The organism is Pedobacter sp. Leaf250, assembly GCF_920984735.1.
Lineage (GTDB): Bacteria > Bacteroidota > Bacteroidia > Sphingobacteriales > Sphingobacteriaceae > Pedobacter.
Genome location: NZ_CAKLBU010000014.1, coordinates 64,182 through 79,547 on the forward strand (window position 1 = coordinate 64,182; position 15,366 = coordinate 79,547).

Annotated in this window: 16 protein-coding genes; 5 read left to right on the forward strand and 11 right to left on the reverse strand. The window is 36.2% G+C overall.

Going from position 1 to position 15,366, the window contains the following annotated elements; genetic code table 11:
* Nucleotides 1–144: 144 nt before the first annotated feature.
* Both LUA91_RS13830 and LUA91_RS13835 read right to left on the reverse strand, forming a co-directional pair.
* Nucleotides 145–861 carry a DsbA family protein gene (locus LUA91_RS13830; RefSeq protein WP_231426640.1) on the reverse strand — a complete coding sequence of 239 codons (717 nt, stop codon included), beginning with the start codon at nucleotides 859–861 and terminating at the stop codon, nucleotides 145–147.
* A 90-nt stretch (nucleotides 862–951) separates the two neighbouring features.
* A complete protein-coding gene (locus LUA91_RS13835; protein ID WP_231426641.1) occupies nucleotides 952–3,639 on the reverse strand; it encodes a M14 metallopeptidase family protein in 2,688 nt (895 codons plus the stop codon).
* A gap of 127 nt (nucleotides 3,640–3,766) precedes the next feature.
* Between LUA91_RS13835 and LUA91_RS13840 the strand changes: the two genes are divergently transcribed.
* On the forward strand, nucleotides 3,767–4,153 hold the full coding sequence (locus LUA91_RS13840) for an acyl-CoA thioesterase (protein WP_231426642.1): 387 nt from the start codon (nucleotides 3,767–3,769) through the stop codon (nucleotides 4,151–4,153).
* Between the two features lie 187 nt (nucleotides 4,154–4,340).
* Here the strand turns inward: LUA91_RS13840 and LUA91_RS13845 are convergent, their stop codons facing one another.
* From LUA91_RS13845 to LUA91_RS13855, 3 genes are read right to left on the reverse strand one after another with little or no spacing between them, the layout of a single operon-like run.
* On the reverse strand, nucleotides 4,341–5,150 hold the full coding sequence (locus LUA91_RS13845; protein WP_231426643.1) for a phosphatidate cytidylyltransferase: 810 nt from the start codon (nucleotides 5,148–5,150) through the stop codon (nucleotides 4,341–4,343).
* A 48-nt stretch (nucleotides 5,151–5,198) separates the two neighbouring features.
* Nucleotides 5,199–5,405 (reverse strand): DUF2007 domain-containing protein, encoded by a 207-nt coding sequence (locus LUA91_RS13850; RefSeq protein ID WP_056850599.1) that lies wholly within the window; start codon nucleotides 5,403–5,405, stop codon nucleotides 5,199–5,201.
* Nucleotides 5,386–6,312: a CPBP family intramembrane glutamic endopeptidase gene (locus tag LUA91_RS13855; protein WP_231426644.1), complete on the reverse strand. Its 927-nt coding sequence runs from the start codon at nucleotides 6,310–6,312 to the stop codon at nucleotides 5,386–5,388. The genes LUA91_RS13850 and LUA91_RS13855 overlap by 20 nt, the downstream gene beginning before the upstream one ends.
* Nucleotides 6,313–6,357: 45 nt before the next feature.
* Here LUA91_RS13855 and dusB point away from each other — a divergent pair, with 45 nt between their 5' ends.
* Nucleotides 6,358–7,365 (forward strand): tRNA dihydrouridine synthase DusB, encoded by a 1,008-nt coding sequence (gene dusB, locus LUA91_RS13860; protein WP_231426645.1) that lies wholly within the window; start codon nucleotides 6,358–6,360, stop codon nucleotides 7,363–7,365.
* 34 nt (nucleotides 7,366–7,399) lie between these two features.
* Nucleotides 7,400–7,786: a Co2+/Mg2+ efflux protein ApaG gene (apaG, locus tag LUA91_RS13865; protein ID WP_231426646.1), complete on the forward strand. Its 387-nt coding sequence runs from the start codon at nucleotides 7,400–7,402 to the stop codon at nucleotides 7,784–7,786.
* A 110-nt stretch (nucleotides 7,787–7,896) separates the two neighbouring features.
* On the opposite strand, the gene LUA91_RS13870 is transcribed toward apaG, so the two are convergent.
* Nucleotides 7,897–8,592, reverse strand: coding sequence for a zinc metallopeptidase (locus LUA91_RS13870; protein ID WP_056850603.1), 696 nt, complete (start codon nucleotides 8,590–8,592; stop codon nucleotides 7,897–7,899).
* 85 nt (nucleotides 8,593–8,677) lie between these two features.
* Here LUA91_RS13870 and LUA91_RS13875 point away from each other — a divergent pair, with 85 nt between their 5' ends.
* Nucleotides 8,678–9,817: an FAD-binding oxidoreductase gene (locus tag LUA91_RS13875; protein ID WP_231426647.1), complete on the forward strand. Its 1,140-nt coding sequence runs from the start codon at nucleotides 8,678–8,680 to the stop codon at nucleotides 9,815–9,817.
* Here the strand turns inward: LUA91_RS13875 and LUA91_RS13880 are convergent.
* The 3 genes from LUA91_RS13880 to purU are packed head-to-tail and all read right to left on the reverse strand — an operon-like array spanning nucleotide 9,814 to nucleotide 12,341.
* A complete protein-coding gene (locus LUA91_RS13880; RefSeq protein WP_231426648.1) occupies nucleotides 9,814–10,653 on the reverse strand; it encodes a hypothetical protein in 840 nt (279 codons plus the stop codon). The genes LUA91_RS13875 and LUA91_RS13880 overlap by 4 nt on opposite strands.
* A 24-nt stretch (nucleotides 10,654–10,677) precedes the next feature.
* Complete coding sequence (locus tag LUA91_RS13885; protein WP_231426649.1) at nucleotides 10,678–11,484, reverse strand: hypothetical protein; 807 nt, start codon at nucleotides 11,482–11,484, stop codon at nucleotides 10,678–10,680.
* A gap of 17 nt (nucleotides 11,485–11,501) precedes the next feature.
* Nucleotides 11,502–12,341, reverse strand: coding sequence for a formyltetrahydrofolate deformylase (purU, locus tag LUA91_RS13890; RefSeq protein ID WP_231426650.1), 840 nt, complete (start codon nucleotides 12,339–12,341; stop codon nucleotides 11,502–11,504).
* A 182-nt stretch (nucleotides 12,342–12,523) separates the two neighbouring features.
* Between purU and LUA91_RS13895 the strand changes: the two genes are divergently transcribed.
* Nucleotides 12,524–13,894, forward strand: coding sequence for a DNA recombination protein RmuC (locus LUA91_RS13895; protein WP_231426684.1), 1,371 nt, complete (start codon nucleotides 12,524–12,526; stop codon nucleotides 13,892–13,894).
* Between the two features lie 3 nt (nucleotides 13,895–13,897).
* On the opposite strand, the gene LUA91_RS13900 is transcribed toward LUA91_RS13895, so the two are convergent.
* Both LUA91_RS13900 and LUA91_RS13905 read right to left on the reverse strand, forming a co-directional pair.
* Nucleotides 13,898–14,500 (reverse strand): hypothetical protein, encoded by a 603-nt coding sequence (locus LUA91_RS13900; protein ID WP_231426651.1) that lies wholly within the window; start codon nucleotides 14,498–14,500, stop codon nucleotides 13,898–13,900.
* A gap of 117 nt (nucleotides 14,501–14,617) precedes the next feature.
* Entirely contained in the window at nucleotides 14,618–15,364 is a 747-nt protein-coding gene (locus tag LUA91_RS13905) for a trypsin-like serine protease (RefSeq protein ID WP_231426652.1), read from the reverse strand.
* Between the last annotated feature and the right edge of the window lie 2 nt (nucleotides 15,365–15,366).

Genomic DNA, 15,366 nt, shown 5'->3' on the forward strand with positions numbered 1-15,366 from the left:
CGAAATCGTCATTGCGAGGCACGAAGCAATCCTACAACGATCGCTACGATAACAAAAGCATTAAGATTGCTTCGTGCCTCGCAACGACGGTAAATAAAAAAGATTTTTGTAGATAAATTCTGCGTTCTCTGCAGGAAATTAAAATTATATCTCACAGCCATTTTCATCACAAATCGCATCATTGTTTTTATTCAAAGAAGTTAGATTCGTTTTAGGCTGAAGTGATTTCCATTCCTTAAAACTTTGCGTTAGCGCTTCGGTGAATGCGTCTACAGGTTGCGCACCCGAAACACCATACTTCCTATCCATTACAAAATAAGGCACGCCACGAATCCCTAAATTTTGGCTTTCATAAATATCATAACGAACCGCTTCAGCAAATTGATCGCTATTTAGAACTTCTTCGGCTTCGGTTTTATCTAAACCAATTTCCACAGCAAGATTAATTAAAACATCACTTTCACCTATGTTCTTGCTTTTTACAAAATGGGCTTCAAACAACTTTTCTTCAGCTAAATCCTGCAAACCATGTTTGGCTGCCAAATGAATTAATCGGTGTGCATTAAAAGTATTAGCAGGAATATTGGTGTCGAAATTTATCGTTAAACCAGCGTTTTCCGCCATATCAACCACTTGCTTGGTCATTTGTTTTGCCTGCTCAAGTGGCATTCCCTTGCTACGCGATAAATAATCGTAAACGCTTTCGTTATTGGTGTTGTGATATTCAGGATTAAGCTGATAGCTTTTCCAATCCACTACAATTTCATTTTTAAAAGGCAATTTTTCAATGGCTTGCTCAAAATGACGTTTACCGATATAGCAAAACGGACACATAACATCCGACCAGATTTCAACTTTCATAAATCAAAAATACTTGATTAATACAAAAACAGAGTAAGCAGAAAGTAAAAAGCCGCTATCCAATAGAATAGCGGCTTACAGAAACTGATTTTATTTATACAGCTGATTAAAAATCAGTTTAAAAGTTCCATGGGTTTGTGCCCTAAAGGCTATTTCCGGTCCAAAAGCCAATAATTTTCCCTTGCCAACATTTGCCTGAAACGCGGTAACGCCATCTTGTAAATAAGCTTGCCCCCAAGCCCATCCACTACGCAGTGGCTTGGCAGATTCGAACCACATTAAAGGCTTAATTTTTCCAGCGGTTATGGCATCTCCAGTTAATTTAAAAACAGGGCTATTATCAAAATAGACATCAGCTTCTTTTTCCATTCCCCAAACTGCAGGTTGCTTGGTATCAACAGTAACATTTAGAACACTTCCCGGTACATAATATTTTTCTGCCGGAAGCTTTTTTTCTTCACCATTTATAATTTCAACTACAGCATTTCGTACTGGTAAATTTAAGTGGTAGGCCAAGTTTGTACTGCTGCCAATGGTTACAATATTGCCACCCTCCTCTAAAAATTTCTTCAACTGAGGAATTGATTTATCTGCAGAAATTCTTCCTAAACGGTTTCTAAATTCTTCCGGAATATCTTCTGCCTTAGGGCCGAAGTTTCTTGCACCAAAACCACCCGCCTGAACTGTAGGAATGGCACCACCAACAAAAATGATCACATCATATTTCGATTTTAAATTTCCCGCATCGATATCTTGAGGATAAATCACGGTTGCGTTGTAATGATATTGTTCCATGATAAAGCGCATCCAACCAGATGCCATAGAACCGCCATAAGTATCCCAAAGGGCAATTCTCGCAGCAGAAACTTTAGTTTTATTCTTAGGCGCCGAAGCGGGTTTCAATTTTACATTCGCTTTTTCTAAAATAGATTTTCCTGCTGATGAAACATAAAAATCGCCATTTTCATTTGACCGGTAAACTTCAACTTTGTTTTTCAATAAATCATTAACTGCTGTGTAAGAATCGTTTTGAGCAGCACTTAAAACATAGCTAGATCCAGTTATTTTATTTTCGGGAACCAACAATCTGCCATAGGCGTTTCTTTCAAATGGCCCGTTGAAATCATCCTGAATGCGATCGAATTTCACGTCCATCAGATAAGCTAGAGTCCAGCCTGCGGCATCGTATGGTGGAATTGGCGCACCACCATCATATTTAAAATCATTCGGATGATCTTGTGGCTCAAACATATCCAAAACATGCGGACGGAAAGCCTGATCTGTTTTAACCACATAACTTCCTGCCGGATATTTTTTCCCTGCAACACTAAATGGAGCAGTTGCTTTATGCACAACGATTCCGGTTCTAATCAAAGCATTTAAGAATTTAATTGCCGAATTAAAATCGGGTTGATCGGCTGACAAAATATATCCACGTGGATCTCTATTGGCTGGCGCATTCATTACCGTATCAAAATATTTTACACTCATCGATCTTCTACCAAACTCCGAATCGCCGGCATCAACAGCGCTCGAACCACCTTTTTTAGCCGCAGTATTAATGGCTTCTATTTTCTTCGGTGAGAAAGACCAGGTATTTTTTTTACCTCTATCAATGGAGTTTTTGCCCATTTGGTAGATATTAAAAAGCAATTCATCGGCATGGCGTTGCGCATAATTCAATACTGCATAGTTTAATGAAACAGAATAATCTATCGAGTTTTTGAAAAACCATTTTCGTGGGGTAACAGGATTCGGCGAATCGCTATTTGGTAACAATCGTGAGGGCACCAATGGAATTTCTGATGGAGTAGGACTACCAACAATTTCTGTTAACAACCCAATCATATTGTGGAAGTAGGTAGTTGTTCTTAAGCCGCCATTGTACCAGGTAGAGAAAACTGATCCGCCTCGTTGGGTATAGCCTGGTTTTGCCTCCACATTTAGTCTGGTGTGCATGGCAGCGCCAACCGCATCTAAACTGGTTAAAAGTGTCGCATCAAAAACATAATTAAAAGGATCGCGGTAGGGTGGGCCAGCTACAACGGTTCCTGCCGGACCAGCCTGATGGTGGTTATACATAATTTGCGGTATCCACTCTACAAAAAGCTGACGCCCCATATTTTGTGTTTCCTTTAAATTTAGCATGAAAAAATCGCGGTTATTATCATGCCCCGCATATTTTTCGTATAATCTTGGCCAACCTGATAACATTCGTTTTTTAGGATCTTTTTCTTTCATGTACCAATTGGCTACCAACTCCTGTCCATCGGGATTGGCGTGGGTAAATAAAATGATCACATTATCCAGAATCTTCAGCGTTTCCGGGTCTGTTTTCGATGCAAACTCGTAAGCAGTTTGTATCAGTTGGTGCGCACCAACGGTTTCATTGGCGTGTAAACCCCCGTCGATCCAAACCACAGCTTTTCCTTCTTGAGATAATGCTTTTGCCTGTTCAGTGGTAATTTCAGCATGAGCCAGTTGTTGCGAAATTTCTTTGTAGCGAGCCAGTTTTTCAAGATTTGCAGGAGATGAAACAATTAACATGTATTGGCTTCTGCCTTCTTCTGTTTTTCCAATATCCACAAGTTTTACCCGTTTGGATGTTTCAGCAAGCTTTTTAAAATAAGCTTCCGTTTGGGCATAATTTGCCAATTGATAATTTTCACCGATATCAAAACCAAAATGCGATTTTGGCGAGGGTACTTCTTGCGCAAATGCAGTGCTGCTGAAAATCAAAAAGGCAAAACATAGCTTTTTAAAGTAAAATTTAGTCATAGTTTATGGTTGTTTGTTGGATAATCAAATATAATGGAGAAACATATGGCTTTTTTCCCTGATGTAAATTTGTTACATGCAAGGTTTTTAAACATGCTTAAGTAAATTAGCCGATTAAATAATGATCATGACCCTAAACGAAAGAATTCAAAACTCAACAACCCGTATTTTCAAAGCTGTTTTTCCCAATACAACAAATCATTATGACACACTTTTCGGTGGCACAGCCATGCACATGATGGATGAAGTAGCCTTTATCACGGCAACACGTTTTAGTAGACAAATTATGGTAACGGTAAGTAGCGATAGAATAGATTTTAAAAAGCCCATTCCAGCCGGCACAATTGTAGAACTTATTGGCAAGGTAAACCATGTTGGAAATACCAGCTTAAAAGTGAATGTAGAGATTTATATCGAGCAAATGTATGCTGAAGGCAGAGAACTTGCCGTTCATGGTGATTTTACTTTTGTAGCCATAGATGAGAATAAAAAACCTATGCAGGTGATTAAATAATTCTGGCAAAGTAAAAGTTGAAAGTATAATACTGGTGTTTAGAAATTCTGGGGATTAATCTTTCAATATAAACCAGATTGTAACGGCATCCCCAAATTTTTCATTTGGGATATAGTGTAAAGCTGGGCTGTAGTTCTGGATGAGCACTACAGGACCTTTCCAAAAATTGATACTTAAAGCAAAATAATTAAGATAAAATCAGATATAAATAAGCGTAAACTACCGGTGCCGCCAGCAACAAACCATCAAATCTATCAAGCAAACCACCATGTCCAGGCAATAAACCGCCACTATCTTTGGTATCTAAACTGCGTTTTAACATCGATTCTACTAAATCGCCTAATGTACCAAAACAGGCAATTAGAACCGCCATACCGGCCCAAACCCAGGCTTGGTTTTCTTTAAAAACAAAAGATAGTCCGAGTGAAACCAGAACGCTGGTAAACATGCCTCCAAAAAAACCTTCCCAGCTCTTTTTAGGCGAGTGGCGCTCAAAAAGTTTGCGTTTTCCATACTTTACACCAAATAAATAGGCTCCGGTATCATTTGCCCAAAGCATTAAAAGAAAGGCTAAAGGAAAATGGAAATTGTACTCATTCCAATTTTTTAAAAACCCTAATGCATGGAAAAAGCAAAATGGAATAGTAACATATACAAAACCTACAAAAGTGTAAGAAATATTGGCAAATGGAATTTTGTTCTTCTTATATAATTCGGTAATAAAAACAGAGAATATCAGCGGAATACAAAGCAGCAAATATTTTACATCGTATTGCAAATAATGTAAGCCTGCAGCCATTAAAAATATTAATGCGCCTGCAATCAAACCAATGTTCCGATGCGGACGAATGCCTGAATTTTTAATAAGCTTGTAAAATTCAAAAAGTGATAAAATGCTTAAAACAAGATAAAATATGGTAAAGGTGTAGCTGCCTAAAAAAATAGATGCCAGCATTACAATGGTAAAAAAGAAAGCGGTTATTGCCCTGGTTTTCATACTAAAAAATGTAAAGTTGACAATGGAGAATTTAAAATGGATAACATATTATTCAATTTCATTTTCAACGATATATTCAATTGCTTTATCAAAATCCGATTTGTTTACCAAAACATTTATTTCGCCAATATTATATGCCGATAATTGCTTATTCATGGTTACTGCAGGGATTCCGGCCTCTGTTAAACCTTGCTTTAAAACTTCAGCAGCAAATGGGTTGCTGGTGGTATATACTTTAATCCAATTTTCGCTCACGTTCTGCGCTATCTTTAAAAAATTTAAACAAAGCTATGGTAATTATTGCACTAATTAAATAGCCATACCAGGGAAAACCAATTGGTTCATCTGCTTTGTTTAAAGGCATATTATGTTTCTGCATATAAAAAGCCGCACATACTGCATAAGCATTATTTATAAAATGACCTAAAACAGCATACCAAATGCTTCCACCATAAAAATATAAATAACCGAAGCCGGCACCTAAAAGCATTCGTGGCACAAAGCCATAAAACTGAACATGGATGGCGCTAAATATGATTGCAGTAATCCAAATGGCCAAATGTGGGCTATTAAAAGCTTTTGTAATTGATCGTTGTACACCACCCCGAAACATTAATTCTTCGCCAATGGCTGGCAAAACCGCAATCATAATTAAATTGACGACAAAATCGAGATTGCTTCGAACCTTGATCATTGCATAAGTAATCTTCATGGCTGCATCTTCCTTCTCTTTCATCCATTGCTCAATTCCTTTTAAAAAATCGGGCAGCACCATTTTTTGGTTAAACATTACTGTCCACTCCATAAATGGCATGCTTACGACCATGATGATCATCACCAAAACGACCAGCAAAACTTGGGGCTTTTTAAAGCTATAGAAGTCTGTCACCTTTCTTTGCATAGTTAATGCCAGGGCAATAGGAGGGAGAATAAAAGTGCCTATTGAGCTTAAAATTTGGATGATTTTAAACCCTGTAATATATTTTGGGTCGCCAGATATAAGTAAGTCGAAGTTGCTTACTAAACCCAGCCCGTAAATCATTAAATTGATTACAACTGCCAGAAGACCAAATACAAATCCTCCAATTAATGCGTAAAATAAAAGTAAAAGTAATTGTAAGATAGGATTGATTTCCTCCTTGTTAGGTGTTACAAAATTCATTATTTGTACCTTTGTGTGTTTTTATTAATTGTTTGAAGATAGAGAATGTCTGTAAAGATAGGAAATATAGATTTAGGTGAGTTCCCATTATTGCTTGCGCCCATGGAGGATGTAAGCGATCCGCCTTTCCGTTATGTGTGTAAACAAAACGGTGCAGATTTGATGTACACGGAATTTATTTCATCAGAGGGATTGATCCGTGATGCGGCAAAGAGTTTACAGAAACTTGATATTTTCGAATACGAACGGCCGATTGGCATTCAAATTTTTGGTGGCGATATCGAACACATGCGTGAAGCTTCTGAAATTGCCTCGGCTGCAGGCCCCGATTTAGTTGATATTAATTATGGCTGCCCGGTAAAAAATGTGGTATGTAAAGGTGCAGGCTCTAGTTTGCTTCGCGATATTGACAAAATGGTTAAGATGACCGAAGCTGTTGTAAAAGCTTCGCATTTGCCCGTTACAGTAAAAACCCGTTTGGGATGGGATGATGACAGCAAAAACGTTTACGAAGTTGCCGAACGTCTCCAGGATGTTGGAATACAGGCATTAACCATTCACGGAAGAACAAGAGCACAATTGTACAAAGGTGAGGCAGATTGGTCGTTGATTCGAGAAATTAAACGAAACCCTCGTATTAAGATTCCAATTTTTGGCAATGGCGATGTGGATAGCCCAGAAAAAGCTGCAAACTGGCGCATGGAATATGAAGTTGATGGAATTATGATTGGAAGGGCGGCAATTGGCTATCCTTGGATTTTCCGCGAAGTGAAGCATTACTTTAAAACTGGGGAACATTTGCCCGGCCCAACTATTGATGAACGCATAAATGTTTGCCGCACACACTTAGATAAATCTTTAGAGTGGAAGGGACCAAAGACTGGTATTTTCGAAATGCGCAGGCATTATGCAAACTATTTTAAAGGTTTGCCCGATTTTAAACCTTACCGTATGCGTTTAGTGGCTGAGCCAGATATCAACAGCATTTATAGCATTCTGGAAGAAGTGGCAGAAAAATTTGCCAACTACGACGCCACCAAAGTAATGGCTTGATTTTTGAATTGATTTTTCTACATTCGTTAAAACAATGGTTACAGCAATTACAGATGGAGTTAAAGTTTCAGTAGAAACCGTTTACCAACCAGAATATTCAAATCCGGTTAATGAGCACTTTATGTTCGCTTACCGCGTAGAAATTTCCAATCTATCTGAATATGCAGTGCAATTAATGCGTCGCCAATGGTTTATTTTCGATTCAAACAGCAGTCGCCGGGAAGTTGAAGGTGAAGGCGTTGTTGGCTTACAGCCAGTTATTCAACCAGGCGAAACCCACGTTTATGTATCTGGTTGCAACCTAAAAACTGATATGGGAAGCATGAGAGGTGCCTATTTAATGAAACGTTTGATGGATGAATCTGAATTTGAAGTTGGTATTCCAGAGTTTCAATTGATAGCGCCTTATAAATTGAATTAGTCGCTTCATCATTCTTGAGGATAGAAATACTTTTCAGGAGTTATTATATTAAAAAACAAAAGCGGCCAGGATAATTCTGAACCGCTTTATTGTTTTTCATAGGTAATGTGTTAATCTCTTCCTCTTCCGAACAACATTGATGCATAATAAAGTAAGTTGGCTAATGCACCCACTGCAGCTACAACGTATGTCATTGCCGCCCACCATAAGGCATCTTTTGCCTGGCTATTCTCTTCTTGCGTTTGCATAACACCTGGATTGTTTTTCAACCAAGCCAAAGCCCTGTTACTTGCATCAAATTCAACAGGTAACGTAATAATACTAAATATGGTTACCAGCGCCAAACCTACCACACCTATTGCCAATACAATTGGTGTTACGGCAAAAACCAATAACATTACGCCAATGAGTAATACCCATTGTAATAAGTTTGATGATATACTTACAACAGGCACCATAGTGCTACGCAGATTTAACCATGAATATGATTTCGCATGCTGTACCGCATGACCACATTCGTGAGCTGCAACTGCTGCCGCAGCTACGCTTCTGCTATAATATACATCTGTACTTAAATTTACGGTTCTATCTGTTGGATTGTAATGATCTGTTAACTGCCCTTCGGTACTCATCACTTTCACATCGTATATTCCGTTATCATGTAGCATTCTTTCTGCTACCTCTTTGCCCGATAACCCTGAGCTGAGTTGCATTTCTGCATATCTAGAAAACTTGTTTCTGAAACGCCACTGCACAAACATGCTCAGCAATAATACCGGGATGATTATTACTAAATAAACTCCCATTTCTTTTCTGTATGTTTTTCAGTTTGCAGTATATCAAAAAGCGTTCCCATAATATTTACGATACAATTTATGCTACATTTAGGTTATGGAAAATAACATTTCATACTGGGAACGTACCAGCTTTTTTAAATATGATGTGATTATTGTAGGTAGTGGGATTGTGGGTTTAAATGCTGCGATCCACCTTAAGAAAAATATTCCAAATTTGAATATTGCTATTTTGGAACGAGGTTTTTTACCCGCCGGCGCCAGCACCAAAAATGCAGGTTTTGCATGTTTTGGAAGTGTTTCTGAACTAATAGAACAAGAAAAAACTGCTACTACAGACGGCTTAAAGGTAATGATAGAAAAGCGCTGGAAAGGTTTGTTAAAGTTGCGTGCTTTGTTAGGTGATAAAACTATTGATTATAGGCCTTTAGGAGGCTACGAATTATTTAAAAGTGCTAAAGATGAATTTGCAAAAAGCTGTGTATCGAAAATTGAACATTTTAATAATTTGGTAGGAGATATTGTAGGTAAGAATGCCTTTTCACTAAGCAATAATAAAATTGATTTATTTGGATTTGAGGGAATAAATAACATCATATCAAATCAATATGAGGCACAACTTGATAGTGGTAAAATGATGATTGCTTTAATAAAATATGCGCAGTGCTTAGGAATTATGATTTTTAACAATTGTAATGTAAATGCAATTGAGCAAGAAAGCCGCAATAATTTGCTCATTACACCTCATGGAATTATCAAATGTAAAAAGTTAATTGTTAGCACTAATGCATTTATAAAATCGCTAATACCAAACATTGATTTGTTGCCGGGCAGAGGACAGGTTTTGATTACGAAACCCATTGCAGGTTTAAAGATTAACGGAACTTTCCATTATGATAAAGGCTACTATTATTTCAGAAACGTAGCTGACCGTATTTTACTGGGTGGCGGAAGAAACATTGATTTCAAAGCGGAAGAAACAACAGAATTCGGAGAAACAGAAGTTGTACAAAATGCATTGGAAGAACTTCTTAAAAAAGTTATTTTACCAAATCAAAAATTCGAAATCGATATAAGGTGGAGTGGCATTATGGCCTTTGGAAAACAGCTTGAGCCATTAATTGCACAAGCAAGCGAAAATATATTTTATGCAACCAGATGCAATGGAATGGGGATAGCCATTGGATCGCAAACGGGTGAAGATGTAGCCGAAATGCTAATACAAGCAGGGATTTAATTTAACGAAGCAGTCATTTTCTCTACTCTTTCTGCATAACTATCGTTTGGTACAATCCATCTAAATACCTCATTTTGCCAATGTTTAAGTTTATCCTTATTCATTAATTTATAATATTTAAAAGCGATATTATAGGCCATATCAGCCTTTGCAGTTTCATCTGTACATTCTTTTATGGCATAGTAATACATATCTTCAGCCTGCTTCAGTTCATTGGCATTGGTTTGCTTAAAAACCAGCGATTTATATAATTCACAATTGGTTTGCCTGGCTTCAGATACATCGGCAAGGGCTTCTCCTAAATAAAAACTTGCAATGAGTTCTCGTTTTTTGCCATTGTACGCATAGTAAAATTCCCGGTCTAAACCCGGGTATTTTTTGTCTTTACTTTTAGTTTGTTTAAGATATTTGAGTGCCTTTGCTGCATCGCCCCACTTGTTATAAGTTTGTCCTAACCTAAATAAACGATCTACATTTTGATCATCTGTTTTGTATAACTTTAACCATTCTGGTGTTGGTGTAATGCCCAATTCCTTAAAACGATCGGCGGGAATTTCTGCCGCCAATAACTTGTTTGGCGCTATCCTCACTTTTATCTTTTTTACTTTCATTTTTACATAGTTTGATGCGCTGTTTATAGAAAACGCACCATCCAAATAAAAAGTTAGCCCTGCAGAATTATCCAAGTAGACATAGCCATAGTAATATTGAGTAGAATCAATTGGGACAGCTACCCATTTATCTTCACAATCGAGAAATAGTTTGTCGAATTTTAAATCAATTTGTGCTTTAACATTTAAACTAAAAAAGAGCAAGATGCTAAGTAGAAGTTTCATAGCCATAACTTATAAGTAATTACATTAATTTGAAAAAACCAATCGCATTTGATTTACTTTTTCGTACAAATCAGGAAAGGGCAAAACCCATCTATTCACTTCCTGATCCCATTTTTTAAACTTTTCAATATCCTTGGTTTTATAATATTGAAAGGCAATAATATAAGCCATTTCAGCCTTTTTTAATTCATCAGGACAATCAAATAAAGATGTGTAATAAGTATTTTCTGCTTGTTTTATTTTTCTCGCTGATATTAAATTGGACACCATTTCTTTGTCTGCATCGCAATATCCCCTTATATACCCGGCCTTTAAATGTGTGAAACCATTTCTTTTTTCGGCAATGGCAATTTGTGTATGCAAACCAGGATAACGATCATCACGAGCGTAAACTTTATCAAGATAATTTATGGCTTTTTTGTATTCTTCCCATTGATTATGGATGTATCCCAACCTAAATAGTCGATCTATATAAGCTTCATTTTTAAAAAAGGAGAGCCATTTTGGAGTTTCTACAAGATCGAGTTCATCAAACTTATCTGCTGGAATAATAGCCACCAAATCTTTGCTTGGATAAATTCTCGATATCTGTTCGTTGATTTTTTTTCCTTTAAATGAATCATTTTCGAGTTTAAATAAACCCATGGGTTTAAAGGTTAAGCCTGCAAAATTATCAAGATATACAAAACCGTATCTGTAAAAGCCATCTGAATCTGCCGGATAAGCAATCCATTTATTTTCGCAATCAAGCAATCGTTTATCGAATTTTAAAAGATATTGTTCCTTAACTCCAATTGAGCAGAGCACAAGGAGGCAAAATAACAGTTTCATACCAGGAATTTTGTGTGTTATTTAAAGATAACAGTTTTATTTCCACTTACAAAAACCCGGTCTTCGAAAATTAACTCAAGTGCTTCCAAAAGCACCTTTTTCTCTATTTCTTTTCCAGCACGAACCATTTCCTTAACGCCAAAATTATGGTCGATATGTGTGGTGTGTTGCGTAATAATTGGTCCTTCATCCAAATTATCAGTTACGAAATGAGCGGTTGCCCCAATGATTTTTACACCACGTTCAAAAGCTTGACGGTATGGATTGGCCCCAATAAAAGCTGGCAAAAAAGAATGGTGAATATTGATCACTTTACCTGCATAATCCTTCACAAAATCGGCAGATAATATGCGCATAAATTTCGCAAGAACCAGATAATCTAAATCGAACTGATTCAAAATTTCCTTTATTTCATTTTCAAATTGAGCTTTATCTTTCCCAACGTGGTCAACAAAAAAATACGGAATGCCAAGTTTCTCGCTAAAATCGCGAAGCGATTCATAATTTCCTATTACACATTTAACATTTGCACCAAGGGTTTTGAATTGATTCTTGATTAATATTTCTGCCAAACAATGATATTCTTTCGTTACCAAAACCGCAATCTGCTTTTCTTGCTGTGTTATTACATTTACTTCGGCTTCATTAGGAAGCGATTCAAGCAACTTTTTTTCCAGCTGACCTTTGTTATCCAAATTCCCAATGCAAGCAATTCGGGTGAAAAATGACTTATTTGCTTCATCAACAAATTCTCGCATGGCGATGATATTTAATTGTTGTGCGGCCAATACTCGGGTGATATTGGTTACCAAGCCAACTTGATCAGGACAGGAGATGAGAATTGTTAATTCGTTCATTGATTGTATTTAAAATTCAATATTAAGAAATTTGGATCGCAGATTCGCAGATTAAAATGCATTAATTTGATAACTCTTACAGAATATCTGAGAATCTACAGTAAGATCGAAACTAATAAGAATAGCGAATTATTTTGGTAAAACTGATTTAATTTTCGATTTTTACTAAAAATTTTATCATGATGGAATACGCTGCAATTGGGCTTCTCGTTATTATATTGATGGTTTTGGTATTGCTTTTCTTTAAAAAGCCACAATCTTCAGTTGCATTAATTTCCATTGAAGATTTCGAAATAGCAATATCCGAGAACGATTCTTTAAAAATTGCTTTGGCTAAAGCCGACGAGCGAGTATCTAACTTATCTACAGAAAAAGAACACATTACCTTCTTACTTAAACAGGAACAGCAGCGCTTAATAGATGAACTGCAAGCCGAACGCGATCGCCTGGCTGATGCCAATCGCGAATTGGAAAGTACCCGATCTTTTTATATTGCCGAGAAGGAAAAACTGGCCGAACAGAAATTAAGTTACGAACAATCGCAAGAGAAATTAAATAAGGATTTCGAACTGATCGCCAATAAAATTCTGGAAGAAAAATCATCAAGATTTGTTGAGCAAAACAGAACAAATTTAGATTTGATTTTAAATCCGCTGAAAGAAAACATCAAAGCTTTTGAAGATAAAGTAGAAAAGGTTTACAAAGCCGAATCAGATGAACGTAACATTTTAAAAGGTGTGATTTCTGAACTTCAAATTCAAAGTAAAATGATTCAGGAAGATGCCAATAACTTAACTAAAGCACTAAAAGGCGATAGTAAAAAGCAAGGAAACTGGGGTGAAATAATCCTGGAGAAAGTTTTAGAACGTTCGGGATTGGTAAAGGATCAGGAATATCGCATTCAAGCCTCGCATATATCCGCCGAAGGCGGGCGATACCAGCCTGATGTAGTGATTGATTTGCCAGATGATAAACATCTTGTAGTTGACGCTAAGGTAAGTTTGGTCGCTTACGAGCGTTCGGTATCTGCCGAAACGGATGAAGAGCGTGAGGGCTTTATAAAAGCTCATTTGGCTTCGATAAAGAACCATATTCAGGAGCTATCATCAAAAAACTATCAGGATTTATATAAAATTAATTCTCCGGATTTTGTTTTGCTCTTCGTTCCAATTGAATCCTCGTTTAGTATTGCTGTTCAAAAAGATGCGGAACTATTTAATTTTGCCTGGGATAGACGAGTAGTTATTGTTAGCCCATCGACCTTGTTAGCTACTTTGCGTACCATTGCCAGCATGTGGAAACAGGAAAGGCAAAATAGGAATGTGATGGAAATTGCCCGCTTGAGCGGTAGCATGTACGATAAGTTTGTTGGTTTTGTTTCTGATATGGAAAATATCGGTAAACACATTAAAAACGGTCAGGATGCTTACGATAAAGCACTTAATAAACTTTCTGTAGGCGCTGGAAATTTAACCAATACTTCGGAAAAAATTAAAAAGTTAGGTGCGAAGACTACTAAACAGATTGACATAAAGTATTTAGATGGAGAGTAAGTATTAATTTTTTGCTTGAGGTATAATTATTTTTGCTTTCGAAATATTTATAAAAGGATATTTCGTGGAGATTCTTTCATCCAAATTTTTTTTATCATCTGTAAAAGAAACAATACCCTTATCAAAATGCCAAGTGCCTAAGTAATTTATAGACCTTTCTTCTACAGTAAACATAAATCTTCGTAAATCATTTTCTTTTATAATACCTGCTTTTACCTTCGTTGCTAAACTATCTCTAGAATCTAAACCGTAAAAAATTGGTTCAGTATAAAATTTTCCACCATACCATTTGCTTTGGGTCCACCAATAATGTAATATTATATACTTACCAGGCTTTATAAAATATATGAAAGTATTTTCTTTCGCCGATTTAAATGCAGGTTTAACATTGAACGAATAAATTTCTCCGGTTTCACTATTTGCAATTCTAATTTCTTGAGGAAAACCACCACTTAAGAAAGCCAATCTTTGAACAAAGTTTCCATAAATTATTGCTTCACCACTATTAACAGAATCTTTACTCTTTACTTCAATAAGTTTTTTGTAAAGTTGTGCATTACAATAACCTGATATAAAGACAAAGAAGAGAGTGATAATTTTTTTCATTGATTATCATAATTAATATCTATTAGTAAAAAGCATATATAGCATTTCCTATTAATGCATCTCAGCCTTATAATAAAAATAGGGAATGTTGTTCAACTTAAAGCCGCTTTTTCAAGCTCAATTATCCTTTCTATTAACATTATTTTCTAAATATATTTTCAGTCCATTAACATCACAAGGCGAAAAATATGATTTACCCGAATCAGGGTCGGTTGTTTTGCCAGATACTACACCTACAACTTTTCCATTTTCATCTACTACTGGTGCACCACTTAATCCACCAAATTGTTCTGGGACGATAATTTCGTTCAAAAGAATTCTTTTTCCAAGAGTTTTAAAATATTCAAATTCATAAACTCTTTGTTCACCACTTTCCATTTTTCTGGTCCAGCCTACAACAAAAAATTTTTCTCCTTGTATAAGTGGCTTTTCCCTAAATTCAAGTGGTTTAGCCTTACTATGATTCTCCTTTAAAGAAAAAATGAGCCAATCATCCTCATAAGTTGTTTTCTCAGTAATTGGCTCATTTTTGTTTTCATTCAATAGTTTTTCAACTACAACATTTTCTGCTGGTTTTAATAATGGAAACATACTCCATTTTTTTATACCGTTATCGAATGAAACGCCTTTCATCTCATCTGATTTTATGAATTTTAATAAATGCTTTGCGGTAATAGCAAATGTATCTTGCTTATATTTCAATAAAAACCCACAACCAAATTTAGGCTGGTCGTATTTTGACTCAATAAAATCAATTCTATTTAATAAAGTTATTTCTTCAAATTTTTTAGATGAAACTTTCTCCTGACTAAAGCAATTTGCAAAAAGAAAAAGCATTAAAGCAGTTAGAAAATTCCATTTCATAT

Excerpts from the sequence above, each read along its gene's own strand:
- LUA91_RS13830 (WP_231426640.1), bottom strand. The coding sequence starts at position 861 with ATGAAAGTTGAAATCTGGTCGGATGTTATGTGTCCGTTTTGCTATATC.
- LUA91_RS13835 (WP_231426641.1), bottom strand. The coding sequence starts at position 3,639 with ATGACTAAATTTTACTTTAAAAAGCTATGTTTTGCCTTTTTGATTTTC.
- LUA91_RS13840 (WP_231426642.1), top strand. The coding sequence starts at position 3,767 with ATGACCCTAAACGAAAGAATTCAAAACTCAACAACCCGTATTTTCAAA.
- LUA91_RS13845 (WP_231426643.1), bottom strand. The coding sequence starts at position 5,150 with ATGAAAACCAGGGCAATAACCGCTTTCTTTTTTACCATTGTAATGCTG.
- LUA91_RS13855 (WP_231426644.1), bottom strand. The coding sequence starts at position 6,312 with ATGAATTTTGTAACACCTAACAAGGAGGAAATCAATCCTATCTTACAA.
- dusB (WP_231426645.1), top strand. The coding sequence starts at position 6,358 with ATGTCTGTAAAGATAGGAAATATAGATTTAGGTGAGTTCCCATTATTG.
- apaG (WP_231426646.1), top strand. The coding sequence starts at position 7,400 with ATGGTTACAGCAATTACAGATGGAGTTAAAGTTTCAGTAGAAACCGTT.
- LUA91_RS13870 (WP_056850603.1), bottom strand. The coding sequence starts at position 8,592 with ATGGGAGTTTATTTAGTAATAATCATCCCGGTATTATTGCTGAGCATG.
- LUA91_RS13875 (WP_231426647.1), top strand. The coding sequence starts at position 8,678 with ATGGAAAATAACATTTCATACTGGGAACGTACCAGCTTTTTTAAATAT.
- LUA91_RS13880 (WP_231426648.1), bottom strand. The coding sequence starts at position 10,653 with ATGAAACTTCTACTTAGCATCTTGCTCTTTTTTAGTTTAAATGTTAAA.
- LUA91_RS13885 (WP_231426649.1), bottom strand. The coding sequence starts at position 11,484 with ATGAAACTGTTATTTTGCCTCCTTGTGCTCTGCTCAATTGGAGTTAAG.
- purU (WP_231426650.1), bottom strand. The coding sequence starts at position 12,341 with ATGAACGAATTAACAATTCTCATCTCCTGTCCTGATCAAGTTGGCTTG.
- LUA91_RS13895 (WP_231426684.1), top strand. The coding sequence starts at position 12,524 with ATGGAATACGCTGCAATTGGGCTTCTCGTTATTATATTGATGGTTTTG.
- LUA91_RS13900 (WP_231426651.1), bottom strand. The coding sequence starts at position 14,500 with ATGAAAAAAATTATCACTCTCTTCTTTGTCTTTATATCAGGTTATTGT.
- LUA91_RS13905 (WP_231426652.1), bottom strand. The coding sequence starts at position 15,364 with ATGAAATGGAATTTTCTAACTGCTTTAATGCTTTTTCTTTTTGCAAAT.